Source organism: Methylobacterium sp. OAE515, from assembly GCF_041806315.1.
GTDB classification, from domain to species: domain Bacteria; phylum Pseudomonadota; class Alphaproteobacteria; order Rhizobiales; family Beijerinckiaceae; genus Methylobacterium; species Methylobacterium tardum.
This window is the reverse complement of the sequence record NZ_JBGMUV010000001.1, coordinates 4,170,466-4,197,220: the sequence shown is the minus strand read 5'-3', so window position 1 is coordinate 4,197,220 and position 26,755 is coordinate 4,170,466. Positions and strand designations below refer to the sequence as shown.

Below are 26,755 nucleotides of genomic sequence, written 5' to 3'. Positions count from 1 at the left end.
CATTCTCCCGCGTACCTAATGACCGATGATCGCGAGGTCGGACGCGGCCGGACGGCCGGCGCCCCGCCGGGTTCGCGCTTCCGCGAGGACATGTTCGAGATCCGCCGCGCGCGCGGCCGCCGTGTGCCGGGCGAGGATCGCCGTGCGGGCCGCCTGACCCAGGCGGCGCCGCTCCGCCTCGGACTGCGTGCGCAGGGTGGACAGGACCGCCTCCGGCCCCTCCGGCAGCAGGATCTCGCGCTCCGGGACGAGCAGCGTCTCGAGCCCGTCCCAGCGATCGGAGATCACCGGCGTGCCGCAGGCCCCCGCCTCGAACAGGCGCACGCTCGGGCTCCAGCCGGCCCGGACCATGTCGGCGCGGGTGACGTTCAGGGTGTAGCGGCTCGCCGCGTAGAAGTCGGGGTGCCGGTCCGGCGGCAGGTGCTCGATCCGCTCGACGTTGGCGGGCCAATCGATGCCGGCCGGGTATTGGGGACCCGCCACCGCGAAGCGCAGCTCCGGGGCGCGGCGGGCCGGCTCGATCAGCAGGCGCTCCAGCGCGGGCTGCCGGTCCGGGCTGTAGGTCCCGAGATAGCTGAGATCGTAGCGTGCCGGCCGGTCGAGAGCCGGGTAGGCCTCCGGATCGACCGAGCAGTAGAGGGCCCGGGCGGCCGGTGCCCCGTAGGTCCGCTCCAGGCGTCGCAGGGTCGGGCCGCCCGTGAACGACAGGTAGAGGTCGTAGTCGCGGATCTGGTCGGCCGCGAGATACGCGCAGGTGCCGGTCTCCAGCGCCGCCAGGGTCACCGGCGTGTCGATGTCGTAGAAGGCGGTGACGCCCCGCGCCCAATCGAGCACGCGCGCGCCGGCCGCGATTCCGTCGGGCACGTAGGAGCCGACGATCACGGCATCCGCCGCGGCGATCGCGCCGCGGTACTCCGCGAGTCCGTCGAGGTCGGCGTAGAGGGCGAGGTCGCAGAAGCCGGGCTCGGGCAGGTCGCGGTGGGCGGCGTACCAGGGCACGTCGCGCTCCAGGAACAGCACGTCGTGGCCGCGGCCGGCGAAGGCCTTGAGCAGCGCCCGGTACGTGGTGGCGTGCCCGTTCCCCCAGGACGAGGACAGGCTCAGGCCCAGGACGACGAGGCGCAGCGGGGCCTGCGGGGCCGCGCTCACGCGACGCTCCGCCGGGCCGCGCCCGCGGCCTCCGCCTTGCGGGCCGCCTCGGCCCGCAGGATCGCGTCGACCTCGACGGCCCGGCGCGCATAGGTGTGCTCGGCCGTGATGCGGCGACGCGCGGCCTCGCCGATGGCGCGGGCGCGCTCCGGAGTCAGGGCGGCGACGTGGTCGGCAACGTCCCGCCCGTCCCGGGCGACCAGCACCTCGCTCCCGTCGTCGAGGAACAGGCCGAGGCCCTCCCAGGCGTCGGTGATCAGGCAGGCGCCGGCCCCCGCCGCCTCGAATACGCGGGTGGCGGGGGAGAAGCCTACCGCCGCCATGCTGTCGCGGGCGATGTTCAGGACGGCCAAGGGCGTCGTGTTGAAGGCGTTGTGCTCGCGCGTGTAGACGTGCCCGAGATGCCGGACGTTCAGCGGCAGGCCGCGGCTCTCCCAGCCGTTGCCGCCGATCAGGAAGGACCGCTCCGGCAGGCGCGCCGCGGCGGCGAGGAAGAACTTCTCGACGCGGGCCTCGCGGTCGGGCAGGCGGTTGCCCAGGAAGGCGAGATCGGCCGCGAAGCGCGGCTCCGGCGGAACCGGGAAATGGGTGTCCGGGTCCAGGGCGTTGTAGATCGGGATGCAGGCCCGGGCGCCGAAGCCCTCGTAGGCCGTGACCACCGGCGGGCCGCCTCCGTAGGTGAGCACGAGGTCGAGGTCGGGCAGGGCGCGGCGGAGCGCATGATCGGTGTCGGCGCGCATCTCGGCGAGCGTTGCCGGGGCGTCCACGTCCCAGAAGATCCGCACCGCCTCGGGACGGGATGCGGCGATCACGCCGTGGAGCAGTTCATCGTCGAACACCCCGACGCCGCTCGCCTTCACCACCACGTCGGCCTGCGCCGCCTCGGCGATGACCGCGCGCGCCGCCTCGATCGTCGCCGGGTAGACCGTCACCGCCGCGTAGGGCGGCGGCTCGATATCCCGGTGCTGCTGCCGGTCGAAGGCGTCCGGCTCGTAGAAGGTGATCGTGTGGCCGTGCTGCGCCAGGGCGCTGAGCATGCCCCGGTAATAGGTCGCGGCGCCGTTCCAGTAGGACGACAGCAGGGAGGAGCCGTAGAAGGCGATCTTCATGCGGTGGCCTCCAGGGTGGCGGGCGCCCGCAGGCCTCCGGCAAGGTCCTCGGCGATGCCGAGCAGTTCCTCGGCCCGGTGCGCGCAGGTGTGGCGCGCCCGGATCGTGGCGAGGCCGGAAGCCGCGAGCGCGGCCCGCAGGCCGGCATCCGCCTGCAGGGCGCGCAGGTGGCTTTCCATCTCGGCGCCGGTGCGGGCCACGAGGTAGTCCCGGCCCGGCCGGAACAGGTCTTCCGCGTCGTCCCAGGGGGCGCAGACCAGGGGGATGCCGCAGGCGAGCGCCTCGAACACGCGGATCGTCGGGATGCCGGGCAGGCGCTCCACGTAGAAGCGCCGCGGCACGTGGATTGTGGCGAGATGCCGGGCGAACAGGCCCGGCGCCGCGGCGTTCGCCGCCCAGCCGTGATAGCGGGCGCCGGTGCGCCTCAGGGTCGCGAGCGCCGCCTCGGGGTAGCGCACGCCGTAGATGTCGAGGGGCAGCCCGACCTGGGCGGCCGGGCGGAACAGGTAGGTCTCGAGTTCCGCGCTGCGCTCGTCGTCGCCCCAATTGCCGATCCAGACGAGCCCGGCGCGCGCGCCTTCCTCGGCGGGCGGATGGAACAGGCGGGTGTCGGCGGCCTCGTGCCAGACGAAGACGCGGCGCCCCCAGCCTTTCGCCCGGTAGACGGCGGCCAGGGTCTCCCCGAAGGCCAGCACGCCGTCGTAGCCGGAGAGATCGAAGCGCTCCATCTCCGCCGGGGCGCTCACCGCCCGGTGGTGCGTGTCGTGGAACAGGAGCGTGTAGCGCGCGCCGCGGCGCCGGGCGGCGCCCAGAGCAGCGACCAGGGCCGGATCGCTCCATTCGTGGACCAGGACGAGGTCACAATCCGCCACGCGTTCGACCACGGCATCGACCGCCGCGTAGCGCGCGGAGGCGAGCTCCGGATAGGCCGCCCGATAGGCGTCGAGGCCGGCTTCGCCGTGGTCGCGCAGGAGGTTCTCGAGGCTCCAGGCGCCCTCCGGCTCGTAGGCGGCGACATCGTGGCCGCGCGCCATCAGCGCGCGCAGGACGCCGCGCAGGAAATGGGCGTTGCCGTGGTTCCAGCACGAAGCCAGCGAGTGGGTGAAGTAGGCGATCCTCATGCGGCGGCTCCGCCGAGCCGCGCCGGCGCCCCGGCGAGGAGGCCGTGCAGCACGCCGAGCACGCCCTCGGTCATGGCGTCGGCTCCGTAGCGGGCGGCGCGCTGTGCAGCGGCCGCGCCGGCGGCTTCGCGCCGGACGGGATCGTCCAGGAAGCCCTGCACGGCTTCAGCCGCGGCGGCATCGTCGTCCGCGCCCACGAAGGCCGCGGCCCCGTCCCACAGCTCGCGGAAGCTCGGGATATCCGACAGGACGAGGGCGCAGCCCGAAGCGGCGGCCTCCAGCACGGCGAGGCCGAACGGCTCGTAGCGGGCGAGCGAGATGAAGACCGGTCGGCCGGCGAGTTCCGCGGCGATCCCCGCGTCGTCGAGCCGCCCGAGACGGTGCAGGTGGCGCGTCTCGGCCCGCGCACCGTTCGGCCCGTCCAGGGAGCCGGCGGCGCGCAGCGGCACCGACAGGCGTGCGGCGACGCGGTCCAGGGCGGCAGCGTTCTTCGCCCGGTCCCAGAGGCGGCCGGCCGTGAAGGCGACGGGCGCGGCAGCCCGAGGCGGCACGCCGCTCGGCGCGCGCCCGTTGCGGACCACCACGGGCGGCCGCGCGAGGTCGCAGACCCGGGCGGTCGCGAGCGCGTGCGCCCGGGTGGGGGCGAGGAGGGCGTCGGCGGCGCGGCAGCCCCGGACGGTGAGGTCGTGTCGCCAGGCGAGGTCGGCCGGCAGCGGCCCGCTCTCGACGGCATCCCACCACGTCGCCACGCAGGAATGGCACACGGCCGCCACCGGCACGGGGAAATCCGCGAGCGCCAGGGCGGGGCTGTGCAGGTGCACGAGATCGGCGCCCAGCGTCCGGGCGAGCCCGGCGAGCGCCCGCGCGGCGTCCAGCACGGCCTCGGGCGTCTCGGCGGTCCAGTCGAGGGACAGGTCGGTGGCGACGATCCGCGCGCCCGTCGCGCGCTCGGCCGCGGCGATCCGCGCCTCCGACGGCGCGGGCCCCAGGACCGCGACGGTCACGGCCAAGCCTCGCCGGACCAGGCCGGACGCGAGGTCGAGGCTGTACTGCCAGACGCCGCCCACCGCATCCGCGCTCATCAGGACGTGCGGCGCCGTCTCCCGGAACTGGTTCAGCAGCACCCGCATGCGGCCTCCAGCTCGGGCAGGGGCAGGGGGCGCTCGTCCTGGATGTCGCTGAACTGCGTGAACTGGCCGAGATAATGGGCGTGCGCCCGCTCCCAGGCCCGGTCGTCGGGCTCGCCCCAGAGCCGCCGGTAATCGGGGGAACTCGGGTAGGGGTAGAGCGGCACGGGATCGTTCGCCCAGACGCCCTGGCCGCGCAGGCGGTCGCGCCACGTCGCCACGAGGTCGGGGTCGTCCCCCGCCACGGCGATGAGGTTCGCCTGCACGAACGGCACCGAGCGGCGGGCGTGGATCAGGCGCTCGGCGAGGTCGTCGGTCGAGGCGCGGCAGCGCTTGTCGAGGGCGGCGCGGCCCGCCTCCGTCAGGCTCTCGATCCCGGCCTCGATGGAGACGCAGCCCGCCGCCCCGAGGAGGTCGAGCATGTCGGGCTTCCACAGGTCGATCCGGGTCTGGATCCCGAAGCGGATGTTTCGGGCGACCAGCGCCTCCAGCAGCGGCTTCTGCGGCAGGAAGATCTCGTCGACGAAGTAGACGTAGGTGACGCCCTGCGCGATCAGCCCATCGATCTCGTCGAGGACGATCCCGAGATCCCGGCGCCGGTAGGCATCGCGAAAGTCGATCTTGGCGCAGAACGAGCAGGTGTAGGGGCAGCCGCGGGAGGCCTCGACCTCGGCGCCCGGACCGTCCGGCGCGGCCTCGAACCGGTGGTGGTGGTGGCGGTGCCGGGCGATCCAGTAGTCCGGCCAGCGCAGGGCCGGCAGGTCGGTGAAGCGGCCGGCATGGGGCGGCCCGGTCACGACGGCGGCTTCGCCGTCGCGGAAGGCGAGGGCGGGCACGGCCCGCAGGGTCTCCGGACGCAGATCGGGCAGGCCGGCGAGCCGCGCGACGACTTCCTCGCACTCGCCGCGCACGACGATGTCGCAGCCGAGCTTGTCGAGGGCCGGCCGCGGGGTGGCCGAACCGTGGGGGCCGACCGCCACACGGACCCCGCCCCGGCCCGCCAGGGTGTCGAGGAAGGCCCGCGGCACCCGCAGCTCCGGCGGGGCGCAGCGCCAGAACAGGTAGGTCGGCGCCGTCGTCACCACGGTCATGGCCGGCGCGAAGGCCGCCACCCGGTCGGCGGCGGTCCCGGCGTCGAGGCCTTCCAGATGCGCATCGACCAGCAGCGTCTCGTGCCCGTAGGCGGCGAGCAGCGCGGCCGCGTAGGCGAGTTCCAGGGGCAGGTGCGGCTCGCGGCACCCGAAATAGATGCTGTTGCGGTAGTCCCAGGGCGGGTTGACGAGGGCGACTTTCATGGAGCGACCCTCATGCGGCGGCTCCCGCGATCGGCGCGGCGGCGCCCGGCTGCGCGCGCGCGGCGGTCAGCCAGCCGGCGAGGTCGGCGACCCCGTCGCGCCAGCCCGTGAAGGGTTCGAGCCCGAGCCGCGCGACGGCCCGGCGCGTGTCGGAGACGTAGTAGCGCTGGTCGCCCGGGCGCCAGGCCTGGAAGCTCCGCTCCACCGGGCGGCCCAGCAGGGCGCCGACATGATCGAGGAGCTGCAGCAGGCTCACGGCGTTGCCGGGGCCGCCGCCGATGTTGAAGGCGTGGCCGGCCGCGTCGCCGATGCGGGCGAGCGCCGCCCGGTAGGCCGCCACCACGTCGCGCACGTGCAGGATGTCGCGCACCTGCCGCCCGTCGCCGTAGAGCGTGACCGCCTCGCCCGCGAGGGCGCGGATCAGGAAGTGGGCGACCCAGCCCTGGTCCTCGTTGCCCATCTGGCGCGGGCCGTAGATGCAGCTCATCCGCATCACCGCCGCCGGGAGGCCGAAGCTCCGCGCGTAGTCGAGGACGTACTGGTCGGCCGCGCCCTTGGAGCAGCCGTAGGGCGTGTGGAAGTCGAGGGGCCGGTTCTCGCCGATGCCGCGGGCGCGCAGGCCGGCATCGGCCGGCAGGTAGGCGTCGCCGATCGCGTCGAGGGCGATGTCGGGCAGGTCGCCGTAGACCTTATTGGTCGAGGCGTAGAGCACCGGCACCGGCCGCGTCAGGGTGCGCACGGCCTCCAGCAGGTTCAAGGTGCCGAGGAGGTTGATCTCCATGTCGGCCCGGGGGGCGACGAGGCTCGTGGTCACGGCGACCTGGGCGGCGAAGTGGAACACCGCCCCGGCCTCGGCCACCGCGCGGGCGAGTTCCTGATCGTCCCGGATGTCGGCGACGACCGCGGTGATCCGGCTGCCGTGGCGCTGCCGCAGCCAATCGAGGTTGGCCGCGACGCCGGGACGCGAGAGGGCGTCGTAGACGATCACGGCGTGGCCGTCGGCCGCGAGGCTGTCGGACAGGTTGGCGCCGATGAACCCGGCGCCGCCGGTGACGAGGATCGGCCGCCCGCTCACGCGACGAGACCGCGTGCTTCGAGCTCGCGCCGCGCCTCCGCGACGCGGTCGATGGCCTGCTGCTCGGCCACCCAGGCGGCGAGTTCGGCGAGCCCCTCCTCGAAGTCGCGGCGCGGGGCGTAGCCGAGTTCGCGCTGGATCTTGCCGATATCGGCGATGCAGTGGCGGATGTCGCCGAGCCGAGCCTGACCGGCCAGTTCCGGCTCGGTGCCCTCCCGGCCCATGGCGCGGGCGAGCAGCCGGGCGACCTCGCGGACCGTCCGGTCCTGGCCGCTGCCGACGTTGTAGACCTGTCCGGCGGCGGCGGGATGCTCCAGGGCCAGCGCGAAGGCCTGGGCGACGTCCTCCACGTGGACGAAGTCGCGCCGCTGCTCGCCGTCCTCGAAGATCATCGGCGGCTGGCCATTGTGCAGGCGGGCCGCGAAGATCGCCAGCACGCCGGTATAGGGGTTCGACAGGGCCTGCCCCGGCCCGTAGGCGTTCCACAGCCGAAGCGCCACGCCCTCCATCCCGTAGGCGGGGGCGAGCGTCAGCGTCAGGCGCTCCTGCGTGTACTTGGTCAGGGCGTACACGGAGGCCAGAGCCGGGCGCTTCGATTCCGGCGTCGGGATCGGCCGCATGGGCTGCCCGTGCGCGTCGAGGGGATCCCAGGGCTCGCCGGGCCGGCGCGGGCGGCGCACCACCTCCTCGGCGGTCCCGCCGTCGGAGGTGCGGTAGAGCCCCTCGCCGTAGATGCTCATGGACGAGGCCACGACCACGCGCTTCACCGGCGCTTCGATGAGCTGCTGGAACAGCACCGCCGTCCCGCAATCGTTGACCGAGACGTAGCGCTCGACCGCGTACATGCTCTGGCCGACGCCGACCTCGGCGGCGAGGTGCACGACCCGGTCGACCCCGCGCAGGGCGCGGCTCACCGCCTCGCCGTCGCGGACGTCGCCGCGCTGGAACTCGACCTCCCGGGGCAGAACCTCGGCGCCGCCCTTGTCGGCGCCATGGACCTGCTCAATCAGGCTGTCGAGTACGCGCACACGGTAGCCGCGACGCAGCAGTTCGGCGGAGAGGTGACGGCCGATGAAGCCGGCACCCCCGGTAATGAGCACACATTCCGGCACGAGGCGTGGAAACTCCCCTGCAAGGACTTAAAGCTATGTAGATCGGGAATCCGATCCCGAAGAAACAACTCAGGTTAAATTCTGCGTTCAAGCGCCGAAAATCCGGTTTTTGATGCTAAGCTCACGGAAAATATGGGCTATTCCTCATTGAAATGGAAAAATCTTCAGGAGACAATCGGTCCCATCTGGTCACCGGCTTGAACCTCCCTAGACCGACAACAAGCCGAGAACTTCGAAGCAGCACTGGCAGATACGTCCTCGTTGATTCAGATGAACCGTCCAGTGAGACGCAACAGGAATATATTCTTGTCTCACATCTATTTCGTGTGCGGCGGAATCGAGGTCTCGCGGAGCAATCCGGACGTAGAGACGCCCTCAACGACGCCATTGCACGGCGCAAGACGGGGCCGCCGCACGCGCAGGATCAGGCCGGGATCCTCTCGCAGGCGGAGCATGGGACTCACAGACCAGTCTTGGCTGCCGGCCGAAGGGCACGGGCACGCTGCCGCCTCCGCGCGCAGCGGGGTCATGACGACCGGGCCGCGCGTTCCGGGTGGGAACCGCCTCAGCCGCCGAAGGCGCGGGGCGGCAGGCCTCTGACGCCGACATCGAGCTCGAACAGGGCCCCGGCCGCCGGCACGTGCTCGGCACCCCGCGACGCCGAGGTGACGAACAGGCGGTTCAGGCCCGCGCCCGCGAAGGCGCAGCTCGTGATGTTGGGGGCGGGGAGGGCGATCGCACGCATCAGGCGCCCCTCCGGATCCAGGCGGCTGATCCGGGCGCCGCCCCAATGGGCGATCCAGAGGCAGCCCTCCGCATCCGTGGTCATCCCGTCGGGCCAGCCCCACGCGTCCGGAAAGCGCAGGAAGGCCCGCTTGCCGGACAGCGTGCCGTCCCCGGCGAGGTCCAGGGCGTAGACCGTCCGGGCGGCGCTGTCGCTGTGATAGAGGATCCGGCCGTCGAGGCTGAAGGTCGGGCCGTTGGCGACGCCGTACGCGCCGTCCATCCGCCGCCAGGTCAGGTCGGGATCGAGCCGGTGCAGGGCGCCCGAGACCGCGGTCTCGGCCTCATGCATGCTCCCCGCCCAGATCCGGCCGGCGACATCGACCTTGGCGTCGTTCAGGCGGTTGTCCGGATATTCGGGCTCGGGATCGCCGATCGGGGTCAGCCGGTCGGCCTCAAGGTCGAAGACCGCGAATCCGCTCTTCAGGCCGACGATGAAATCCCGCCGGCCGGCCCGGGGGATGATCCAGCCCAGCGGCTCCGAAAAAGGGCGGGTGCCCACCGCACCGCTCGCGAGGTCGAGCCAGCGCAGGGCAGGCGCCTCGATGTCGACCCAGAAGAGGCGCTCCCGCTCCGGCACCCAGACGGGTCCCTCGCCGAGCCGGTCGCGCTCGGCCCGGGCGACGATGCGGATCTGCGGGTCCATGGTCCCCCTCTCTGTTCCGATCGCCGATCAGGCGCCCTCGGACCGGCAGCCGGAGGCGCCCGGCCGGCAGCCCCAGAGCGCGTAGAACAGGACGTAGAGCTCGCAGGCCGCCGTGATCAGGAAGGCGTGCTGCAATCCGAACCGGTCCGCGGCCCAGCCCTGCACCACCACCAGCGAGCCGCCGGCGATCGCCATGATCAGCAGACCCGATCCCGCCTCGGTCAGCGACCCGAGCCCGCGGATTCCGAGGGTGAAGATCGTCGGGAACATAATCGCGTGGAACAGCCCGACCGAGATCAGCGCCCACATCGCCACAGGGCCCGCGGCGAAGGCTGCGACCAGCATCACCGCGCAGGCGCCGATGGCCGCACCGGCCAGCACGGCCTCGGCCGTCTGGCGCTGCATCAGGTAGCTGCCGACGAAACGGCCGACCATCATCCCACCCCAGAGCAGGAACAGGTAGCGCGCGGCCTGGGCGTGCGTCAGGCCGCCGATCTCGGGCTGCGCCACGAAGTTGATGAACAGGTTCGAGACCCCGATCTCGGCGATCAGGTAGATGAAGATCGCCGGCACGCCGAGGACGAGGTTACGGTGGCGCCAGAGCGATAGGCCGGCGCGCTCGGCCTTGGCGGTCTTGGCGATCTTGGCGGCCGGCGCGGCGGCACCGTCCGCGCCGCCCATCGCGGGCAGCGGGAACCGGGCGATCACCACGGCGAGCATCACCAGGATCGCCGCCACGATCAGGTAGGGGAGCTGCACCGACTGCGCATCGGCCAGGCGCTCGGCGGGGGTGAGCACGGTCCCGGCCGCGGCGTTGCCGGAGGCGGAGCGGCCCAGGATCAGGTAGCCGCCGAACAGCGGCGCCAGGGTGGTCCCGAGGGAGTTGAACGCCTGCACGAGGTTGAGCCGCGCCGGGGCGCTCTCGCTCGGGCCGACCACCGCCACGTAGGGGTTGGCGGCGACCTGCAGCAGGGTGATGCCGCTGGCGATCACGAACAGGGCGGTGAGCGTGATCGCGTAGGAGACCTGGTGGGACGCCAGGACCATCCCGAGCGTGCCGAGCGCCATGATGCCGAGGCCCGTCACCAGGGCGCGCTTGTAGCCGACGCGGGCGATCAGCTTCGCCGCCGGGATCGAGGCCACGAAGTAGGCGATGAACCAGACCGACTCGATCAGCGTGGTCTGCGTGTAGTCGAGGTCGAACACGCTGCGCAGGTGCGGCAGCAGCGTGTTGTTGATGACCGTGATGAAGCCCCACATGAAGAACAGGCTCGCCAGCAGCGACAGGGCCGCGCCGTAGCCGCCCCGGTCGCGCGCGACCGCCGCAGCCGTCCGGGCGGCTGACAGATCGACGCGCGCGATTGGTCCTGCCATCGGGCCTTTCCTCTCCGATCGGGCCACCCTGCCGGGGCACCGTGTTGTAGATTTCATTTGTCTGAGTATATATCGGGGCCGCGGACGTCAACCGCGGCCGCCCGTCATGAGTCGGTGCAGGACCGGCAGGACGGAGCACGACACAGGGGGGATCCATGCGTGGCTTGGGAACGGTGGCGCTCTGCGCCTGCGCGGGACTTCCGGCTCTGGCCCAGGCGGCCGAGCCGGCCCGGACAGTGTTCGGCACCCTGCCGGACGGCCGCACCGTCGAGGAGGTGACACTGACCAACGGCAAGGGCGTCACCGCGCGCATCCTGTCCTGGGGGGCATTGCTGCGGGTGCTCGAGGTGCCGGACCGGACCGGCAAGGCGGCCGACGTCGTGCTCGGCTACAGCGACCTCGCCAGCTACCTGAACAAGGGCAGCTATTTCGGCGTGAGCGTCGGGCGCTACGCCAACCGGATCCGCGCCGGGCGCTTCACCCTCGACGGCCAGACCTACGCGCTGGCCACCAACGACGGACCCAACGCCCTGCACGGCGGCAGCGCGGGCTTCGACAAGCGGCTCTGGACGATCACCGCGGTCAAGGGCGGCGCGGCCCCGTCGGTGACCCTGCGCTACGTCAGCCCGGACGGCGAGGAGGGCTATCCCGGCACGCTGACGGCGACCGCCACCTACACGCTGGAGGCGAGCGATACCCTCTCGGTGACCTACGAGGCCACGACCGACAAGCCGACGATCGTGAACCTGACCAACCACAGCTTCTTCAACCTCGCGGGCGAGGGGTCGGGCCGCTCGATTCTGAACAATGTCCTGACCATCCCGGCCGAGCGCTTCACGCCGGTCGACGCCACCCTGATCCCGACCGGCGAGCACCTGCCGGTGGCGGGCACGCCGTTCGATTTCCGCACGCCCACGGTGATCGGCGCGCGCATCCGCGATGGGCGGGACGTCCAGATCGTGCGCGGGCGCGGCTACGACCACAACTGGGTCGTGACGGACGCGCCCACGGCCGAGCCGCACCTCGTCGCGCGGGTCGAGGATCCGGATTCGGGCCGCGTTCTCGACGTGTCGAGCAACCAGCCGGGCGTGCAGTTCTACGCCGGCAACTTCCTCAACGCGACCGTGATGGGTAAATCCGGCCTCGTCTACCGGCAGTCGGACGCCCTGGCGCTGGAGCCGGAGCTGTTCCCCGACACACCGAACCAGCCGGCCTTCGGCTCGGCCCGGCTGGATCCCGGCAAGACCTACCGGAACGTCATCACCTACCACTTCTCGACCAGCCCCGCCCTCCGGACCCACAAATGACCGACCGACCGATTGCACGGCCCCTGCGCTCGCGCGCCTGGTTCGATAACCCCGACAATATCGACATGACGGCGCTCTACCTGGAGCGCTACCTGAACTTCGGCCTCAGCCTGGAGGAGCTGCGCTCGGGCAAGCCGATCATCGGCATCGCCCAGACCGGCTCGGATCTGTCCCCGTGCAATCGCCACCACCTCGTCCTCGCGGAGCGGATCCGCGAGGGCATCCGCGAGGCGGGCGGAATCGCCCTCGAATTCCCCGTCCACCCGATCCAGGAGACCGGCAAGCGGCCGACCGCAGGCCTCGACCGCAACCTCGCCTATCTCGGTCTCGTGGAGTTGCTCTACGGCTACCCGCTCGACGGGGTGGTGCTGACGACGGGCTGCGACAAGACCACCCCGGCCTGCCTGATGGCGGCCGCCACCGTGAACATCCCGGCCATCGCCCTCTCGGTGGGGCCGATGCTCAACGGCTGGTTCAAGGGCCAGCGCACGGGCTCCGGCACGATCGTCTGGAAGGCCCGCGAGATGCTGGCGGCGGGCGAGATCGACCAGGGCGGCTTCATCAAGCTCGTGACCTCATCGGCGCCCTCGACCGGCTTCTGCAACACGATGGGGACCGCCACCACGATGAACACCCTGGCCGAGGCGCTCGGCATGATGCTGCCCGGCTCGGCGGCGATCCCGGCGCCTTACCGCGACCGGCAGGAGGTCGCCTACGAGACCGGCAAGCGCATCGTCGCCATGGTGGCGGAGGATCTGAAACCCTCGGACATCCTGACCCGTGACGCGTTCCTCAACGCCATCGTGGTCAACTCGGCGATCGGCGGCTCGACCAACGCGCCGATCCATCTCGCGGCACTCGCCCGGCACATGGGGGTCGAGCTCGATATCGCCGACTGGCAGACCTACGGGCTCGACGTGCCGCTCCTGGTGAACCTGCAGCCGGCCGGCGCCTATCTCGGCGAGGATTACTACCGCGCCGGCAGCCTCCCGGCCGTCGTGGCGCAGCTGATGAGCCGCGGGCTGATCCGCGAGAACGCGCGCACGGTGAACGGGCGCTCCATCGGCGAGAATTGCCGCGGCGCCGTGATCGAGGACGAGGACGTGATCCGGCCGATCGACCGGCCCCTCAAGGAGGCGGCCGGGTTCCTGGTCCTGCGCGGCAACCTGTTCGAGGCCGCGGTGATGAAGACCAGCGTGATCGGCCCGGAATTCCGCGCCCGCTACCTCTCGAACCCCGAGGATCCCGATGCGTTCGAGGGCCCCGTCGTGGTGTTCGACGGGCCGGAGGATTACCACGCCCGGATCGACGATCCGGGCCTCGGGATCACCGAGGAGACCCTCCTGGTGATGCGCGGGGCCGGGCCGGTGGGCTATCCCGGAGCGGCCGAGGTGGTGAACATGCGCCCGCCCGCGCAGCTGATCCGGGCCGGCGTGCACGCGCTGCCGTGCCTCGGCGACGGGCGCCAGTCCGGCACCTCGGCCTCGCCGTCAATCCTCAACGCCTCGCCGGAGGCGGCGGCGGGCGGCGGCCTCGCCCTGCTGCGCACCGGCGACCGCGTGCGGGTCGATCTGCGCCGCGGCACCGCCGACATGCTGGTCGATGCCGACGAGATCGCCCGCCGCCGCCGCGCCCTGGAGGAGGCCGGCGGCTACGCTTATCCGGCCTCGCAGACCCCCTGGCAGGCGATGCAGCGCGCCGCCGTCGGGCAGATGCATACCGGCGCGATCCTGGAGGGCGCCGAGCGCTTTCAGCGGATCGCCCAGACCAGCGGCCTGCCGCGCGACAACCACTGAGACGCGGCGATCCCGGACCCGGCTGAGTTCTGGATCGCCCTGCGGGTTCGATTTCCGCCCCAGCATTCCGGGGCGCCGCAGGCGAGCCCGGAATCCAGAGCCGCCAACCGCGCAGATCCCGGCTCGACCTGCGATTCTGGGTTCCGGGCTCCGCTACGCGGCCCCGGAATGACCGGGTGGTGACGGAACCACCGCCCGCAGGAACCTGGCGGCGCCGGTCGCGGCACGCGCTTGGTCGAACACTTGGAAGGGTTCGGGACCTTCGCGGGTTCGGGGCGGAGCCTGCTGCCCGGATTCACCCGCCGGACGCATCCGGGCTCCGTCCTGATCACCCGCCGCAGGGCAAGCCCGCCGAAACCCGGCCCCTCAGGGCCGCAGCGCCATCTCGGTGTCGGAGAGGGCGAGGCGGATCAGCTCGGTCATCGTCGCGCGGGCGGCGGCCGGGTCGCCCGACACGATCGCCTCGTAGAGGGCCCGGTGATCGGGCATCGGGTCCCGCGGTAGGACCTGGCGCCGATACTTGAAGATCGTCGTCCAGGTGACCGCCGCCGCGATGGAGCTCGACAGGGCCATCAGGGGGCCATTGCGGGCGGCCTCCAGGATCAGGTCGTGAAAGGCTTGGTCGGCGGCCCGCCCGGCTTCGGTGGCGAGGCCGTGGCGGCCCATCTCCTCGAGGGCGTGGCCCATCCGGGCGACGTCGAGGCTCGAGCGCCGCTCAGCGGCCAGCGCGGCCGCGGCCGGCTCGACGATCATCCGCAGCTCGAACAGGTCTCGGATGAAGGCCTCGCTCGGCTCCGCCTCGAAGGCCCAGGCCAGGATATCCGGGTCGAGCAGGTTCCACCGGCTCCGCTGGCTGACCCGCGTCCCGGTGCGCGGGCGGCTCTCGACGAGACCTTTGGCGCTCAGGATGCGAATCGCCTCGCGATACGCGGTGCGCGACACGTTCAGCTGTTCCGAGAACTCGATCTCGCCCGGCAGCACGTCGCCGGGCGCGTAGCGGCCGCCCAGGATCGCGACGCCCAGGTCCCGGGCGACCGATCCGTGGATGCGCCGCGAGCCTGAGGCAAGCGGAAGCTTGATATCCTCCAGACCGCGACCCTGCCTCACCACGTCACCTCCGGTCCGAGCCACCGGTCCGGGGCAGGATCGCCGCGATCGTACTTGGAAGTTGTAGGAGCGCAAGCGGCGACACCCCCTGGGCGGGCAGGTCGCGGCGCTTGCGGCGCAGAGCAAACTGACCTAGTTTAATTGTATGAGTAAACGAGCTGCAGAGCCCGGAGCGATCCGGGGCAGCGCCCTGATCGGCGCCGCGGAGGTGACGACCGAGGAGACCTTCCAGGCGTTCGATCCGGCGACCGGGGCGGCGCTGGAACCGCGATTCGCGGTGGCCGGAATACGGGAGGTCGAGGCGGCCTGCGCCCTCGCCGACGCGGCGTTCCCCAGCTTCTCGGAGACCGATCCCGAGACGCGCGCACAGGTCCTGGAAGCCGCGGCGGCGGGCATCGCCGATCTGGGCCCGTTCCTCATCGAACGGGCGATGGCCGAGACCGGGCTGCCCCGCGCGCGCCTGGAGGGCGAGCGGGCCCGCACGGTCGGCCAGCTCCGCCTGTTCGCGGATCTCGTCCGGTCGGGCGCATGGGTGCGGGCGACGATCGATCCGGCACAGCCGGAGCGACAGCCGCTGCCGCGGCCGGACCTGCGCCGGCGCCATGTCGCGATCGGGCCGGTGGCGGTGTTCGGAGCGAGCAACTTCCCGCTCGCCTTCTCGGTGGCGGGCGGCGACACCGCCTCGGCCCTGGCGGCCGGCTGCCCGGTCGTGGTGAAGGGTCACCCCGCCCATCCCGGAACCGGGGAGCTGGTAGCGCGGGCCCTGCGCGCGGCTCTGGCCGCCGCGGGCCTGCACGCGGGCGTATTCTCCTACCTGCCGGGACCATCGGATGCCCTCGGCGCCGCGCTGGTCGCCGCCCCCCGGATCAAGGCCGTGGGCTTCACCGGGTCGCGCGGGGGCGGGCTCGCGCTGATGCGGGTGGCGGCCGGCCGTCCCGAGCCGATCCCGGTCTATGCCGAGATGAGCGCGGTCAATCCCGTCCTGCTCCTGCCCGGCGCCCTGCGGGACCGAGGGACCGCCCTCGCGGCCGGCTTCGTCCAGTCGCTGACGCTCGGCGCCGGCCAGTTCTGCACCAATCCGGGCCTGCTGATTGGGATCGCGGGTCCCGAACTCGACGCCTTCGCGGAGGCGGCCGGAGCGGCGATCCTAGCGAGCGTGCCGCACACGATGCTGACCGCCGACATCCGCGACCGCTTCCAGCACGCGGTCGCCGCGATGGCGGCCCGCCCGGGCGTGACCGTCGCGGCGCGCGGAGGCTCGGCCGGACCGGGCGGCGCCCCCGCCGCCCTGCTGCGCACGGACGCGCGCACCTTCCTCGCGGAGCCGGCGCTCGCCGACGAGATGTTCGGACCCGCGGCGATCCTGGTGGCGGCCGCCGACATGACGGAGCTCATCCGGGTCATCGAGGCTCTCGGGGGGCAGCTCACAGCGACGCTGCACCTCGACCGCGCGGACGAGCATCTCGCCGCCAGGCTGGTGCCGCTGCTGGCGCGCAAGGCCGGCCGCATCCTTGCCAATGGTTGGCCCACCGGCGTGGAGGTCGCCCCCGCGATGGTGCATGGCGGCCCGTTCCCGGCAACCTCGGACAGCCGCAGCACCTCGGTCGGCACCCTGGCGATCGAGCGGTTCCTGCGCCCGGTCTGCTATCAGGACCTGCCCGACGCGCTCCTGCCGGCGCCCCTCCGCCCGGATAATCCCTGGCGCCTCGCCCGCCGGATCGACGGCATCGTCAACCCGCCGCCTGGACGCTGACTAGGCCATCGCGCCCGCAGAAGGCGCGTCTTCGGAGCCGCCCAGCGCGGCCGCTCCTGGGAGGAACGCAACATGGGACGATCACTCCTACAATTTCGTCGCGCTGACGGGACGCGGGGCGTCGCGCTGCTGGCCGACGGTCGGGTCCGGCAGGTTCTGGGCGTCGACAGCGTCCTCGCGCTGGCGCGAAAGGCCCTCGCGGCCGGAGATGATCTGGCCGCGACGGCGGTCCGGGCCGGGCTGGGCGAGGCCGTCGATCTCGACGCCGTGCACCTGCTCCCGCCGATCGACCACACGGATCCCGCGCACCTGCTGCTCAGCGGCACCGGCCTGACGCATCTCGGCTCCGCGGAGGGCCGGGACAAGATGCACCGCGCCGCGGCGGCCGATCCGGCGCCGACCGACTCGATGCGCATGTTCCGGATGGGCGTCGAGGGCGGCAAGCCGGCGCCGGGAGAGACGGGCGTCCAGCCCGAATGGTTCTACAAGGGCGACGGCTCCTGCCTGGTCGCCTCCGGCGAGCCGCTGGTCTCGCCGGCCTTCGCCCTCGACGGCGGCGAGGAGCCGGAGTTCGCCGGGATCTACCTGATCGCCGCCGACGGCACGCCGGTTCGTCTCGGCTTCGCCCTCGCCAACGAGTTCTCCGACCACGTCACGGAGCGCGGCAACTACCTGTGGCTCGCGCATTCGAAGCTCCGCCCGGCCGCGCTCGGCCCGGAGCTGTGGCTCGGCACCCTGCCGCCGGACGTGCGCGGCGTGAGCCGCATCCTGCGCGGCGGCACCGTGCTCTGGGAGAAGCCGTTCCTCTCGGGGGAGGCGAACATGTCCCACACGATCGCGAATCTGGAGCGGCACCACTTCAAATACGCACCGTTCCGCCGGCCCGGCGACGTGCATGTCCACTTCTTCGGGACCGCCACCCTGTCGTTCAGCGACGGCGTCACCGCCCGGCCCGGCGACGTGTTCGAGATCGAAGCCGCCCCGTTCGCGCTGCCCCTGCGCAATGCCCTGGCGGTCGCCCCGGCGGCCGATCCAGCCGTGACGGTGCTGTGAGATGGCGAACCCGATCCGCATCGGGCTGGTAGGCGTCGGCAAGATCGCCCGCGACCAGCACCTGCCGGTGATCGGCGCCTCGCCGGACTACACCCTGGCGGCGGTGGCGAGCCGCCAGGGCACGCATGACGGGGTGCCGAACTACCGGACCCTGCCCGAGATGCTCGCGGCCGGGCACGGTCTTGAGGCGGTGGCCCTGTGCCAGCCGCCGCAGGCGCGGTTCGAGGCCGCCCTGGCGGCGATCGAGGCGGGGCTCCACGTCTTCCTGGAGAAGCCCCCGGGGGCGAGCCTGGCCGAGATCGGCCTTCTCGCGGCGGCGGCGCGGGCGCGGGGCGTGAGCCTCTTCGCGAGCTGGCACTCCCGGTACGCGTCCGGCGTCGAGCCCGCGCGGCGCTGGCTGGCGGGGCGCCGGATCCGCGCAGTGTCGATCACCTGGATGGAGGATGTTCGCCACTGGCACCCGGGCCAGGACTGGATCTGGGAAGCCGGCGGGATGGGCGTGTTCGATCCGGGGATCAACGCCCTGTCGATCGCGACCCACATCCTGCCGCCCTTCTTCCTGACCGGCGCGACCCTGTCGGTGCCGGAGAACCGGCAGGCGCCGATCGCCGCCGACCTGCGCTTCACGGACGCCGCCGGCACCCCGATCCGGGCGGTGTTCGACTGGCGCCAGACTGGCCCGCAGACCTGGGACATCCGGGTCGAGACCGAAGACGGCTTCCTGGTGCTGTCGCGGGGCGGCGCGGTCCTCACGATCGACGGCCGGGATCAGCCGCTGCCGCCCGAGGCCGAGTACCGCGGCCTCTACGACCGTTTCGCCGCCCTGGTCCGCTCCGGCGCCAGCGACGTCGACCTGAATCCGCTCACCCATGTCGCCGACGCCTTCCTGCGCGGCGAGCGCCGGCTCGTGGAGGCCTTCACGGACTGACCGGCACGGGTCCGAGCGGAACACGAACGCGACAGAGCCGATCAGGGCCGCGCGTCACTGGGGGAGTCAATCATGAGGAAGACCACGCGATGGGCGGCGCTCGCCTTGTGCGCCGCCACGGTCTCGGCGGGCATAGGGCCGGCCGAGGCACAACAGGCGGATCCCGCCCTCGACGGGGCACCGGCTCTGGTGCGGCCGGGCCCGAAGGCGAGCCGCGCGCAGAAGGCCCAGTACCGCGCGAACCGTGCCCGGCGCCGGACCATCCGTGAGGCCCGGAGCTTCGCGGGTGCCAGCAGCGCGGCGGCCTCGAGCATCGCGCAGGGCAGCACCGCGGCCCCGCCCAGCCTGCCGCCCGGCACGCTCGACCTCGGCAACGGGATCACCATGGTCCTGAACTACACGGGCGAGTTCGCCGCCAACCCGAAGGGCGGGATCCGCCAGGGCTCGGATTATGCCGGCCAGGTGTTCTTCGGCCTCGACGCCGATCTCGGCCGACTCGCCGGGATCGACGGCGGCGCGGTCCACGCCATCGTGACCGAGCGCCACGGGCGTAGCCTGTCGAACGACTTCATCGGCAACACCACCAGCGTGCAGGAGATCTACGGCGGCGGCCAGACCGCGCATCTCTCGTCGCTGTCCTACGAGCAGAAGCTGTTCGACAACCGCCTCGACGTCGAGGTCGGCCGCCTCCTGGCCAACCCGAACTTCCTGGCCTCGCCGTTCTACTGCAACTTCCAGAACAACGGCATCTGCGGCGCTCCGAAGGGGGTGTTCAAGATGACGAACCTGACATGGTGGCCGATCGCCACCTGGGGCGCCCACGGCAAGGCCTGGGTCACCGACAGGGTATTCGTGCATGCCGGCGTCTACGAGGTGAATCCGCGCGATCAGCAGGACGACCAGAACGGCATCGACTGGTCGACCCGGGGCGCCACCGGCGTCGTGGTGCCGGTGGAGGTCGGCTACTCGACCAATTTCGGCAACGACTCGCTGCCGCGCAACTACGGCATCGGCGCCATCATCGACCAGTCGGACTACAAGGATCCGGTGCAGGACGTCCGCCGCGGCTCTTACCTGCTCAGCGGTCTCGACCCGCTGACCCGGTTCGGCCGGTCGGCGATCTACGCCCGGTTCGACCAGATGGTCTGGCGACCGGATCCGACCGCCGTCCAAGGCCTGACCCTGTTCGGTGCGTTCCTCGCCGGAACGGGCGGCCGCCAGTATGAGGATTACTTCCTGAACGGCGGCGCCGTCCTCACCGGTACCTTCCCGGGCCGTCCCTACGACACTCTGGGCGTCGGCTTCGCGCTGGAGCATTTCTCCCCGCTCGGCCTCGCCAATTACCGGGCCGCGCGCGCGTCGCTCGGCCTCGACAACCGCGGCATCGCCGCCACGCAGACCATCCTGGAGCTGAGCTACGGTATCCAGCTCACCCCGGCGGTGCGCCTGATGCCGAACCTGCAATACGTCATCAACCCGCAGCCGCAGGAGAAATTCGCCTTCCGGCCGCGGGCGATCCCCGATGCCGTCGTGGTCGGCGCGAAGTTGTCGGTGGACCTGTTCACCCTGGCAGGCCTCGCCAAGGGGCCGGGCAGCAACTGACGCCGGCTCCCGACCGTCGCGGGCCGGCCCGCGACGCAGAGAGCCGATCGAGACCGGCCGCGCGGATCGTCCGCGCGGTCGCACCGTTTCAGGCCCACCTCAGCGCCCGGACGAGCCGGCGCCGTCGGGCGCCCGGCCGGGGAGGGGCCGATACCCGGGATGGTGCGCCATCCGCCGGAACCTCCGGACCGGGTCCGCATTGACTCCCAGATTATAGCTGTTCTAATTCGCAAGAGAGAACGGCACGACGCCGATCCGATCAGGAGACCCGCGACATGGCCAACGCGCATTGCGAGAGCTGCAAGTTCTTCGACGAGCACAAGGGCAATGGCGCCGCCGCCCTGGGCGATGCCGGCCTGTGCCGGTTCAACCCGCCGGTCAGCCAGCCGGAGCCGGAATCCAAGGGCCTTTGGCCGGTGGTTTCGTCGAGCGACTGGTGCGGCCACTTCACGGCCGAGATGACCGCGGCCGAGTAAATCCGCCGCCGCGGCGAATGATCGGGGCCAGCCATCGCGGCTGGCCCTTTTTCGTGCGCGACGCCGCGCTGGGTGCGGTCAGCCTGGCCCGGCGGCCAAGTCGATCGCGTAGAGATGCGCCTTGGACGTGATGAACAGGCGCGCCTCGCCCGGACCGAAGCAGCAATTCGAGCAGACCTGCGGGGTCGGGATCAGCCCGAGCCGGTGGCCGTCCGCCGAGAGGACCTGAATGCCGGCCTCGGAACTCGTCCAGATCCAGCCGCGGTGGTCGACGCACAGCCCGTCCGGAACGCCGGGCTCGACCGCGGCGACGACGCGCCGCTCGCCCAGCGTCTGATCGGCCGCCACCGGGTAGGCGTAGATCGTGTGCCCGTCGCCCCCCGCCGTGCGGGACGTGTCGGTGACGTAGAGCGTGCGCCCGTCGGGCGCGAAGGCGAGGCCGTTGGGCTGTCCGAGTTCGGCGACGCGCGTCAGGGCGGCGCTGGCCGGATCGAAGCGGTAGACGCTGTGATGGCCGAGATCGGACTCGGCGAGGCGGCCCTGCCGCGGCGTGTTGAGCCCGTAGGCCGGGTCGCTGAACCACAGGGCCCCATCCGCGGCGCAGACCACGTCGTTGGGGGAGTTGAAGCGGTTGCCCCGGTAGGACTCCACCAGCACCTCGTAGTGCCCGTCCGGTCGCGTGCGGGAGAGGCGGCGGTTGCCGTGCTCGCAATGGACGAGATGGCCGTCGCGGTCGACCGTGTTGCCGTTGATGAACGGCGTCGCGTCGATCACCACCTCGACCCGCCCGTCCGGATGCCAGCCGAGAACCCGTCGCCCCTCGATATCCGACCAGGCCAGGATCCCGCGGGCCGGCCACCAGACCGGCCCCTCGCAGAACACCGCCTGATCGTAGAGCGCGACGAGCCGGGCCGCAGGCGGCATCACGGCAGCGAAGCGGGGATCCTGCGCTTGCGGCGGATCGACATGCGGAACCGGATCGGACGGCCCGGCAGGACGCAGCAGGTCTGGCATGGCGGGATCAGGTTCCTTTCCGGGAATGGTCCCGCGCCGGGTCGACCCCCGGTCGGCACCGTCCTCCGGTTCCGGGCGGCGCCACGGGCGGCATGAGAGCGGGGCCCGGACGGGGCCTTGAGACCGCTCAGCCCGGACAACCATGCCGGGAAGCCCGGGTTCTCGGCCCTGAAGCAGCCCGTTCGACTCGGCACCCGATGCGCGCGCCGGACCGCACCGCACACATCATCGCGGATCAGCAGAATGTCCCATCGGCGAGCAGTTCGAGAGTAATTTATCCCAGATATGGCTCGCTCAAGAGACTAAAACGTCGTCTGCGGCTGATCTCAGACAGGCGGGCATGATCGACCGCGCGCAATCCGCGAATCCTGCGGGATAAAACAAGGCTCGAAAACCGCGATCGTGAGGAGAATGTTTTTCTCTCAAGGACGAATTCGGAAAGCCGTTTCATTGACGTCGGTCGCGCCGGCCATCAATTCTGGTGGCTAGTTTGGATGTCCGATCGCGCAGCCTCCGCTCCTCCCGACGGGAGCGATTCGCCATCCCGCTCCACCGCAAGGCATCGAGAATGACACGACCGAGACTCGTCGGGCTGAGCGCGAACCTGCAGCGCCCGTCCAAGACACGCACCCTGGTGGATGCGGTGCTGCGCGAGGCGAGCGCCCAAGCCGCCCTCGACGCCCGCATCCTCGACTTCGTCGATGCCGGTCCGGGTCTCGGTGCCGCCTGGAGCCGCGACCAGCTCGCGCCGGCCGCCCGCAGCGTGCTCGCGGCGATCGAGGAGGCGGACGGGCTCGTGGTCGGCTCCCCGGTCTACAAGGGCGCCTATACCGGCCTGTTCAAGCACCTGTTCGACCTCGTCGACCCGGCAGCGCTCGCTGGCAAGCCCGTAGCCATCGTGGCCACCGGCGGTGGCCCGCGCCACGCCCTCGTGGTCGAGCACGCCTTCCGGCCGCTCTTCGGATTCTTCGGCGCGCTCCAGATCCCGACGGCGGTCTACGCCTCCGATTCCGATTTCAGCGAGGGCGTGCTCACCGAGGGAGGCGTGCGCGCCCGCGCCACCGAGGCGGGCGGGCAGCTCGCCGCGCTGCTCCTCCATCGTGCCGCCCCGCTCGCGCTTGCCGCAGCGGAGTAAGGCGGCCGATGCTCGACCGACGCGCCCTGCTGGCCGCCCTCGCGGCCCTTCCCCTTGCACCGGCTCCGGCCCGGCGCGCCGTCGCGGCCGAGTCCGGCTTGGTGCGCATCGGTTACCAGAAGAACGGCATCCTGGTCGTCGCCAAGCAGCAGGGAATCATTGAGCGGCGCCTGGAGCCCCTCGGGCAGTCGGTGCGCTGGGTCGAGTTCTCCTTCGGGCCACCGCTGCTGGAAGCCCTGTCGCTGGATGGCATCGATCTCGGCCAGACCGGCGATGCGCCGCCGATCTTCGCGCAGGCCGCCCGCTCGAACCTCGTCTACGCGGCCGCTCAGGAGGCCGGCGGGTCCGGTGCCGGTATCCTGCTGCCGAAGGATTCCACGATCCGCAGCCTCGCCGCGCTGAAGGGCAAGCGCGTCGCCTTCGCCAAGGCGTCGAGTTCCCACAACCTGACCATCGCGGCGCTGGAGAAGGCCGGCCTGAGCTACGCCGACATCGAGCCGGTGACGCTGGCGCCCGCGGATGCCGCGGCCGCCTTCGCCCGGGGCAGCATCGACGCCTGGACAATCTGGGACCCGTATTTCGCCATCGCCGAGCAGGGGGAGGGGGTGCGCGTGCTGGCACGCGCCACCGACATCACCCCGCAGAACAACTTCTTCCTGGCGAGCCGGCCCTTCGCGGAGACCCGCGCCCCGGTGCTCACCGCGGTGATCGACGCGCTCGGCGAGGTGGCGGCCTGGTGCACGCAGCACCGCGGTGCGGTGGCGGACCTCCTGTCACAGGGCACGGGCGTGCCGCTGGCCGCGACGCGGCGGGCAGTGGACCGGACCGACTACGTGATCGGCCCGATGACCGACCGCGTCGCCGCCGAGCAGCAGCGGGTCGCCGATCGCTTCCACGCCCTCAAACTGATCCCGAAGCCGATCCGCATCGCCGACGCGGTCTGGACACCCCCCGCCCGCAACGGCTGACGCCTCTCGAGATCCATGACCGACCGATCGCTCCGCACCCTGTCCCTGCCGCCCGCCGGACTCGCTCCGAACCGCCGGCTGCTTCTGTCCGCCGGACTCGGCCTCGCGGCGGCCGCGATGCTGCGACCCGCCCGCGCGGCCGGAAGCATCCGGATCGGCTACCAGAAATACGGCTCCCTCGTACTGCTGAAGGGTCGCGGCACCCTGGAGAAGGCGCTCCAGCCGTTGGGCACGACGGTGGCGTGGTCGGAATTTCCGTCCGGGCCGCCGCTGCTGGAGGCGCTGAATGCCGGGGCGATCGATTTCGGCTCGGCGGGCGAAGCGCCGCCGATCTTCGCCCAGGCCGCGAGCCCGGAGCTGCGCTACGTCGCCACCGAGCCGCCGGCGCCACGGGGCGAGGCGATCCTCGTGCCCAAGGACAGCCCGATCCGCAGTGTCGCCGAGCTGCGCGGCAAGACCATCGCGCTCAACAAGGGCTCGAACGTCCATTACCTGCTGGTGCGCGCCCTGGAGCAGGCCGGCGTGCCCTACGACGTCGTGAAGCTCGCCTTCCTAGCGCCGGCCGACGCCAACGCCGCCTTCGTGCGCGGCTCCGTCGACGCCTGGGTGATCTGGGACCCGTTCCAGGCCGCCGCCGAGCGCGCCACCGGGGCCCGGGTCCTGATCGACGGGCAGGGGGTCGACGGGCGAGGGGTCAACGGTCAGGCGCTCGCCCCCAACCGGCAGTTCTACCTGTCCCGGCGCGGCTTCACGGATGCGAGCCCCGAGATCGTCTCTGCCGTGCTCAAGGCGATCGGGGAGGTCGATGCCTGGGCCGAGGGCCATGCCGAGGCGGTGGCGGCGGAACTCGCCCCCTCGGTGGGCATTCCCGCGCCGGTCCTCAGCGTCGCGCTGGGGCGCCTGTCCTACGGCGTCGCACCCCTCGACGCGACGGCGATCGCCGACCAGCAGAAGGTGGCCGACGCCTTCCACGGTCTCGGCCTCCTGCCGAAACCGATCCGGGTCGCCGACGCCGTGTGGACGCCGCCCGGGCCCACGAACGACACCAAGTCCGAGAAGCGGACGGAGAACCGCTGATGCGCCCCTCCAAGCTCGAGCGTCTGCGCGACACGGCCCTGCCCTGGCTCGTGCCGGCGGTGATCCTGCTGGGCTGGCAGGCCGCGGTCTCGGCCGGCCTAGTCTCCAACCGGTTCATGCCGGCGCCCCTCGACGTGGTCCGGGCCGGCTGGGAGGCCGGGCGGACCGGCGAGCTCTGGACCAATCTCGGGGTCAGCACCCTGCGGGCGCTGGCGGGCTTCGTGGTCGGCGGCGGCATCGGCTTCGCGCTCGGCCTCGCCAACGGCCTGTCGCGCCTGTCGGAGCGGCTGACCGACACCTCGGTGCAGATGGTGCGCAACGTGCCCCACCTGTCGCTGATTCCGCTGGTGATCCTGTGGTTCGGCATCGGCGAGGAGGCCAAGCTGTTCCTGGTCGCGCTCGGCGTGTTCTTCCCGATCTACGCCAACACCCTGCACGGCATCCGCTCGGTGGATCCGGGCCTCGTGGAGATGGGCCGGGTCTACGGCATGTCCCGCACGGAGCTGTTCACCCGGGTGGTGCTGCCCGGCGCCCTGCCGTCGATCTTCGTCGGCCTGCGCTACGCGCTCGGCATCATGTGGCTGACGCTGATCGTCGCCGAGACGATCTCGGCCTCCTCGGGGCTCGGCTACATGGCCATGCAGGCCCGCGAGTTCATGCTGGTCGACGTCGTCGTGCTGGCGATCCTGATCTACGCCGCCCTCGGCAAGCTCGCCGACGCCCTGACCCGCCAGCTCGAGCGCGCCTGCCTCGCCTGGAACCCCGCCTACAGGAGCGCCTGATGCTGCTCGACGCCGTCCGCCGCGAGGCCCTTCCCGACCTCGGCACCGATCCCCGGCAGGCCGCCGCCGCGCCGGCGCGCCCCCTCGCGGAGCCCGCCGGCCGCGGGATCGCCGTCACCGTCCGCGACCTGCACAAGAGCTTCGACGGCAACGCCGTCATCGAGGGCCTGAACCTGTTCCTGCCGGCCGGGGGGTTCACCGCGGTGGTCGGACGCTCCGGCTGCGGCAAGAGCACCCTGCTGCGCCTGATCCTCGGCCTCGAGACGCCGACCGGCGGCCGCATCGACCTCGAAAAGCCGGACAGCAGCAGCCCGCGCCGGTCCGAGCCGCCGAAGCGGATCATGTTCCAGGAGCCGCGCCTGCTGCCCTGGGCGCGGGTCGTCGACAACGTCGCGGTCGGCCTGTCCGGCCACGGCTCCCGGGCCGAACGCCGGGAGCGGGCGCTCGCCGCGCTGGCCGAGGTCGGCCTCTCCGACAAGGCCGGGCAGTGGCCCGCCACCCTGTCGGGCGGCCAGCGTCAGCGCGTGGCGCTGGCACGGGCGCTGGTGAGCCGGCCGGGCCTGCTCGCCCTCGACGAGCCGCTGGGCGCCCTCGACGCTCTGACCCGGATCGGCATGCAGGACTTGATCGAGCGGATCTGGCAGGCGCAAGGATTCACGGCGCTCCTCGTCACCCACGACGTCGCCGAGGCGGTGGCGCTGGCCGACCGCATCCTCGTGGTCGACGAAGGCCGGATCGCCCTCGACCTGCGGGTCGACGTGCCGCGCCCGCGCCGGCGCGGCGACCCGGATCTCGCCCGCCTCGAGGGCCGCATCCTCGATCACCTGCTCGGCACGCAGCCGAGCGACTGATAGCAGGCCGCCGTTGCCCCGAAGCGGCAGCCTGCTCTAGCTCTTGGAGATCGCCGGATGCGAGACGTCGGATCCGGCTTTTCCGCATCCGGCCCCGGCCGCAATGGAGATTCCG

At 72.1% G+C, this 26,755-nt stretch carries 23 protein-coding genes; 12 read left to right on the top strand and 11 right to left on the bottom strand.

Annotation, left to right across the window (positions count from 1 at the left end):
* Positions 1-15: 15 nt before the first annotated feature.
* From ABIE45_RS20475 to ABIE45_RS20435, 9 genes are all read right to left on the bottom strand, one after another.
* Entirely contained in the window at positions 16-1,149 is a 1,134-nt protein-coding gene (locus tag ABIE45_RS20475; protein WP_192709206.1) for a glycosyltransferase, read from the bottom strand.
* Complete coding sequence (locus ABIE45_RS20470) at positions 1,146-2,258, bottom strand: glycosyltransferase (protein WP_192709207.1); 1,113 nt, start codon at positions 2,256-2,258, stop codon at positions 1,146-1,148. Before ABIE45_RS20470 ends, ABIE45_RS20475 begins: the two co-directional genes overlap by 4 nt.
* Entirely contained in the window at positions 2,255-3,379 is a 1,125-nt protein-coding gene (locus ABIE45_RS20465) for a glycosyltransferase (RefSeq protein ID WP_192709208.1), read from the bottom strand. Before ABIE45_RS20465 ends, ABIE45_RS20470 begins: the two co-directional genes overlap by 4 nt.
* Positions 3,376-4,509, bottom strand: a complete 1,134-nt coding sequence (locus tag ABIE45_RS20460) for a glycosyltransferase family 4 protein (protein ID WP_192709209.1) — start codon at positions 4,507-4,509, stop codon at positions 3,376-3,378. Before ABIE45_RS20460 ends, ABIE45_RS20465 begins: the two co-directional genes overlap by 4 nt.
* Positions 4,494-5,801, bottom strand: a complete 1,308-nt coding sequence (locus tag ABIE45_RS20455; RefSeq protein WP_192709210.1) for a TIGR04295 family B12-binding domain-containing radical SAM protein — start codon at positions 5,799-5,801, stop codon at positions 4,494-4,496. The genes ABIE45_RS20460 and ABIE45_RS20455 overlap by 16 nt, the downstream gene beginning before the upstream one ends.
* A 10-nt stretch (positions 5,802-5,811) precedes the next feature.
* Entirely contained in the window at positions 5,812-6,876 is a 1,065-nt protein-coding gene (locus tag ABIE45_RS20450; RefSeq protein WP_192709211.1) for an SDR family NAD(P)-dependent oxidoreductase, read from the bottom strand.
* A complete protein-coding gene (locus ABIE45_RS20445) occupies positions 6,873-7,988 on the bottom strand; it encodes an SDR family NAD(P)-dependent oxidoreductase (protein ID WP_192709212.1) in 1,116 nt (371 codons plus the stop codon). The genes ABIE45_RS20450 and ABIE45_RS20445 overlap by 4 nt, the downstream gene beginning before the upstream one ends.
* A gap of 565 nt (positions 7,989-8,553) precedes the next feature.
* Positions 8,554-9,417, bottom strand: coding sequence for an SMP-30/gluconolactonase/LRE family protein (locus ABIE45_RS20440; RefSeq protein ID WP_192709213.1), 864 nt, complete (start codon positions 9,415-9,417; stop codon positions 8,554-8,556).
* Between the two features lie 27 nt (positions 9,418-9,444).
* Positions 9,445-10,791 carry a sugar MFS transporter gene (locus ABIE45_RS20435; RefSeq protein WP_192709214.1) on the bottom strand — a complete coding sequence of 449 codons (1,347 nt, stop codon included), beginning with the start codon at positions 10,789-10,791 and terminating at the stop codon, positions 9,445-9,447.
* A gap of 155 nt (positions 10,792-10,946) precedes the next feature.
* Between ABIE45_RS20435 and ABIE45_RS20430 the strand changes: the two genes are divergently transcribed.
* Positions 10,947-12,098: an aldose epimerase family protein gene (locus ABIE45_RS20430; protein WP_192709215.1), complete on the top strand. Its 1,152-nt coding sequence runs from the start codon at positions 10,947-10,949 to the stop codon at positions 12,096-12,098.
* Positions 12,095-13,894, top strand: a complete 1,800-nt coding sequence (locus ABIE45_RS20425; RefSeq protein ID WP_192709216.1) for an IlvD/Edd family dehydratase — start codon at positions 12,095-12,097, stop codon at positions 13,892-13,894. The genes ABIE45_RS20430 and ABIE45_RS20425 overlap by 4 nt, the downstream gene beginning before the upstream one ends.
* A gap of 366 nt (positions 13,895-14,260) precedes the next feature.
* Here the strand turns inward: ABIE45_RS20425 and ABIE45_RS20420 are convergent, their stop codons facing one another.
* Positions 14,261-15,001: a FadR/GntR family transcriptional regulator gene (locus tag ABIE45_RS20420; protein ID WP_192709217.1), complete on the bottom strand. Its 741-nt coding sequence runs from the start codon at positions 14,999-15,001 to the stop codon at positions 14,261-14,263.
* A 145-nt stretch (positions 15,002-15,146) separates the two neighbouring features.
* On the opposite strand from ABIE45_RS20420, the gene ABIE45_RS20415 reads away from it, so the two are divergent.
* The 5 genes from ABIE45_RS20415 to ABIE45_RS20395 all read left to right on the top strand — a co-directional run bounded on the left by ABIE45_RS20415 (position 15,147) and on the right by ABIE45_RS20395 (position 20,813).
* Positions 15,147-16,754: an aldehyde dehydrogenase (NADP(+)) gene (locus tag ABIE45_RS20415; RefSeq protein ID WP_192709218.1), complete on the top strand. Its 1,608-nt coding sequence runs from the start codon at positions 15,147-15,149 to the stop codon at positions 16,752-16,754.
* A 72-nt stretch (positions 16,755-16,826) separates the two neighbouring features.
* The gene (araD1, locus tag ABIE45_RS20410) at positions 16,827-17,807 is read left to right on the top strand and encodes an AraD1 family protein (protein ID WP_192709219.1); all 981 of its coding nucleotides are present in this window, start codon (positions 16,827-16,829) and stop codon (positions 17,805-17,807) included.
* Between the two features lies 1 nt (position 17,808).
* A complete protein-coding gene (locus ABIE45_RS20405) occupies positions 17,809-18,735 on the top strand; it encodes a Gfo/Idh/MocA family protein (RefSeq protein ID WP_192709220.1) in 927 nt (308 codons plus the stop codon).
* A gap of 72 nt (positions 18,736-18,807) precedes the next feature.
* Positions 18,808-20,337 (top strand): carbohydrate porin, encoded by a 1,530-nt coding sequence (locus tag ABIE45_RS20400; protein ID WP_192709221.1) that lies wholly within the window; start codon positions 18,808-18,810, stop codon positions 20,335-20,337.
* Positions 20,338-20,612: 275 nt separating this feature from the next.
* Positions 20,613-20,813, top strand: coding sequence for a hypothetical protein (locus ABIE45_RS20395; protein ID WP_192709222.1), 201 nt, complete (start codon positions 20,613-20,615; stop codon positions 20,811-20,813).
* A gap of 78 nt (positions 20,814-20,891) precedes the next feature.
* Here the strand turns inward: ABIE45_RS20395 and ABIE45_RS20390 are convergent, their stop codons facing one another.
* Positions 20,892-21,827, bottom strand: a complete 936-nt coding sequence (locus tag ABIE45_RS20390; protein ID WP_192709223.1) for an SMP-30/gluconolactonase/LRE family protein — start codon at positions 21,825-21,827, stop codon at positions 20,892-20,894.
* A 568-nt stretch (positions 21,828-22,395) separates the two neighbouring features.
* On the opposite strand from ABIE45_RS20390, the gene msuE reads away from it, so the two are divergent.
* The 5 genes from msuE to ABIE45_RS20365 are packed head-to-tail and all read left to right on the top strand — an operon-like array spanning position 22,396 to position 26,640.
* On the top strand, positions 22,396-22,962 hold the full coding sequence (gene msuE, locus ABIE45_RS20385; RefSeq protein WP_192709224.1) for an FMN reductase: 567 nt from the start codon (positions 22,396-22,398) through the stop codon (positions 22,960-22,962).
* A gap of 8 nt (positions 22,963-22,970) precedes the next feature.
* Positions 22,971-23,930: an aliphatic sulfonate ABC transporter substrate-binding protein gene (locus ABIE45_RS20380; protein ID WP_192709225.1), complete on the top strand. Its 960-nt coding sequence runs from the start codon at positions 22,971-22,973 to the stop codon at positions 23,928-23,930.
* A gap of 15 nt (positions 23,931-23,945) precedes the next feature.
* Positions 23,946-25,007, top strand: a complete 1,062-nt coding sequence (locus tag ABIE45_RS20375; protein ID WP_192709226.1) for a sulfonate ABC transporter substrate-binding protein — start codon at positions 23,946-23,948, stop codon at positions 25,005-25,007.
* Positions 25,007-25,789 carry an aliphatic sulfonate ABC transporter permease SsuC gene (gene ssuC, locus ABIE45_RS20370; RefSeq protein ID WP_192709227.1) on the top strand — a complete coding sequence of 261 codons (783 nt, stop codon included), beginning with the start codon at positions 25,007-25,009 and terminating at the stop codon, positions 25,787-25,789. Before ABIE45_RS20375 ends, ssuC begins: the two co-directional genes overlap by 1 nt.
* The gene (locus ABIE45_RS20365; protein WP_192709228.1) at positions 25,789-26,640 is read left to right on the top strand and encodes an ATP-binding cassette domain-containing protein; all 852 of its coding nucleotides are present in this window, start codon (positions 25,789-25,791) and stop codon (positions 26,638-26,640) included. The genes ssuC and ABIE45_RS20365 overlap by 1 nt, the downstream gene beginning before the upstream one ends.
* Positions 26,641-26,755 lie beyond the last annotated feature (115 nt).

Bases quoted from the DNA above. Each gene is read 5' to 3' on its own strand.
- ABIE45_RS20470 (WP_192709207.1), bottom strand. From the start codon at position 2,258: ATGAAGATCGCCTTCTACGGCTCCTCCCTGCTGTCGTCCTACTGGAAC.
- ABIE45_RS20465 (WP_192709208.1), bottom strand. From the start codon at position 3,379: ATGAGGATCGCCTACTTCACCCACTCGCTGGCTTCGTGCTGGAACCAC.
- ABIE45_RS20460 (WP_192709209.1), bottom strand. From the start codon at position 4,509: ATGCGGGTGCTGCTGAACCAGTTCCGGGAGACGGCGCCGCACGTCCTG.
- ABIE45_RS20455 (WP_192709210.1), bottom strand. From the start codon at position 5,801: ATGAAAGTCGCCCTCGTCAACCCGCCCTGGGACTACCGCAACAGCATC.
- ABIE45_RS20440 (WP_192709213.1), bottom strand. From the start codon at position 9,417: ATGGACCCGCAGATCCGCATCGTCGCCCGGGCCGAGCGCGACCGGCTC.
- ABIE45_RS20435 (WP_192709214.1), bottom strand. From the start codon at position 10,791: ATGGCAGGACCAATCGCGCGCGTCGATCTGTCAGCCGCCCGGACGGCT.
- ABIE45_RS20430 (WP_192709215.1), top strand. From the start codon at position 10,947: ATGCGTGGCTTGGGAACGGTGGCGCTCTGCGCCTGCGCGGGACTTCCG.
- ABIE45_RS20425 (WP_192709216.1), top strand. From the start codon at position 12,095: ATGACCGACCGACCGATTGCACGGCCCCTGCGCTCGCGCGCCTGGTTC.
- ABIE45_RS20415 (WP_192709218.1), top strand. From the start codon at position 15,147: ATGAGTAAACGAGCTGCAGAGCCCGGAGCGATCCGGGGCAGCGCCCTG.
- araD1 (WP_192709219.1), top strand. From the start codon at position 16,827: ATGGGACGATCACTCCTACAATTTCGTCGCGCTGACGGGACGCGGGGC.
- ABIE45_RS20405 (WP_192709220.1), top strand. From the start codon at position 17,809: ATGGCGAACCCGATCCGCATCGGGCTGGTAGGCGTCGGCAAGATCGCC.
- ABIE45_RS20400 (WP_192709221.1), top strand. From the start codon at position 18,808: ATGAGGAAGACCACGCGATGGGCGGCGCTCGCCTTGTGCGCCGCCACG.
- ABIE45_RS20395 (WP_192709222.1), top strand. From the start codon at position 20,613: ATGGCCAACGCGCATTGCGAGAGCTGCAAGTTCTTCGACGAGCACAAG.
- ABIE45_RS20390 (WP_192709223.1), bottom strand. From the start codon at position 21,827: ATGCCAGACCTGCTGCGTCCTGCCGGGCCGTCCGATCCGGTTCCGCAT.
- msuE (WP_192709224.1), top strand. From the start codon at position 22,396: ATGACACGACCGAGACTCGTCGGGCTGAGCGCGAACCTGCAGCGCCCG.
- ABIE45_RS20380 (WP_192709225.1), top strand. From the start codon at position 22,971: ATGCTCGACCGACGCGCCCTGCTGGCCGCCCTCGCGGCCCTTCCCCTT.
- ABIE45_RS20375 (WP_192709226.1), top strand. From the start codon at position 23,946: ATGACCGACCGATCGCTCCGCACCCTGTCCCTGCCGCCCGCCGGACTC.
- ssuC (WP_192709227.1), top strand. From the start codon at position 25,007: ATGCGCCCCTCCAAGCTCGAGCGTCTGCGCGACACGGCCCTGCCCTGG.
- ABIE45_RS20365 (WP_192709228.1), top strand. From the start codon at position 25,789: ATGCTGCTCGACGCCGTCCGCCGCGAGGCCCTTCCCGACCTCGGCACC.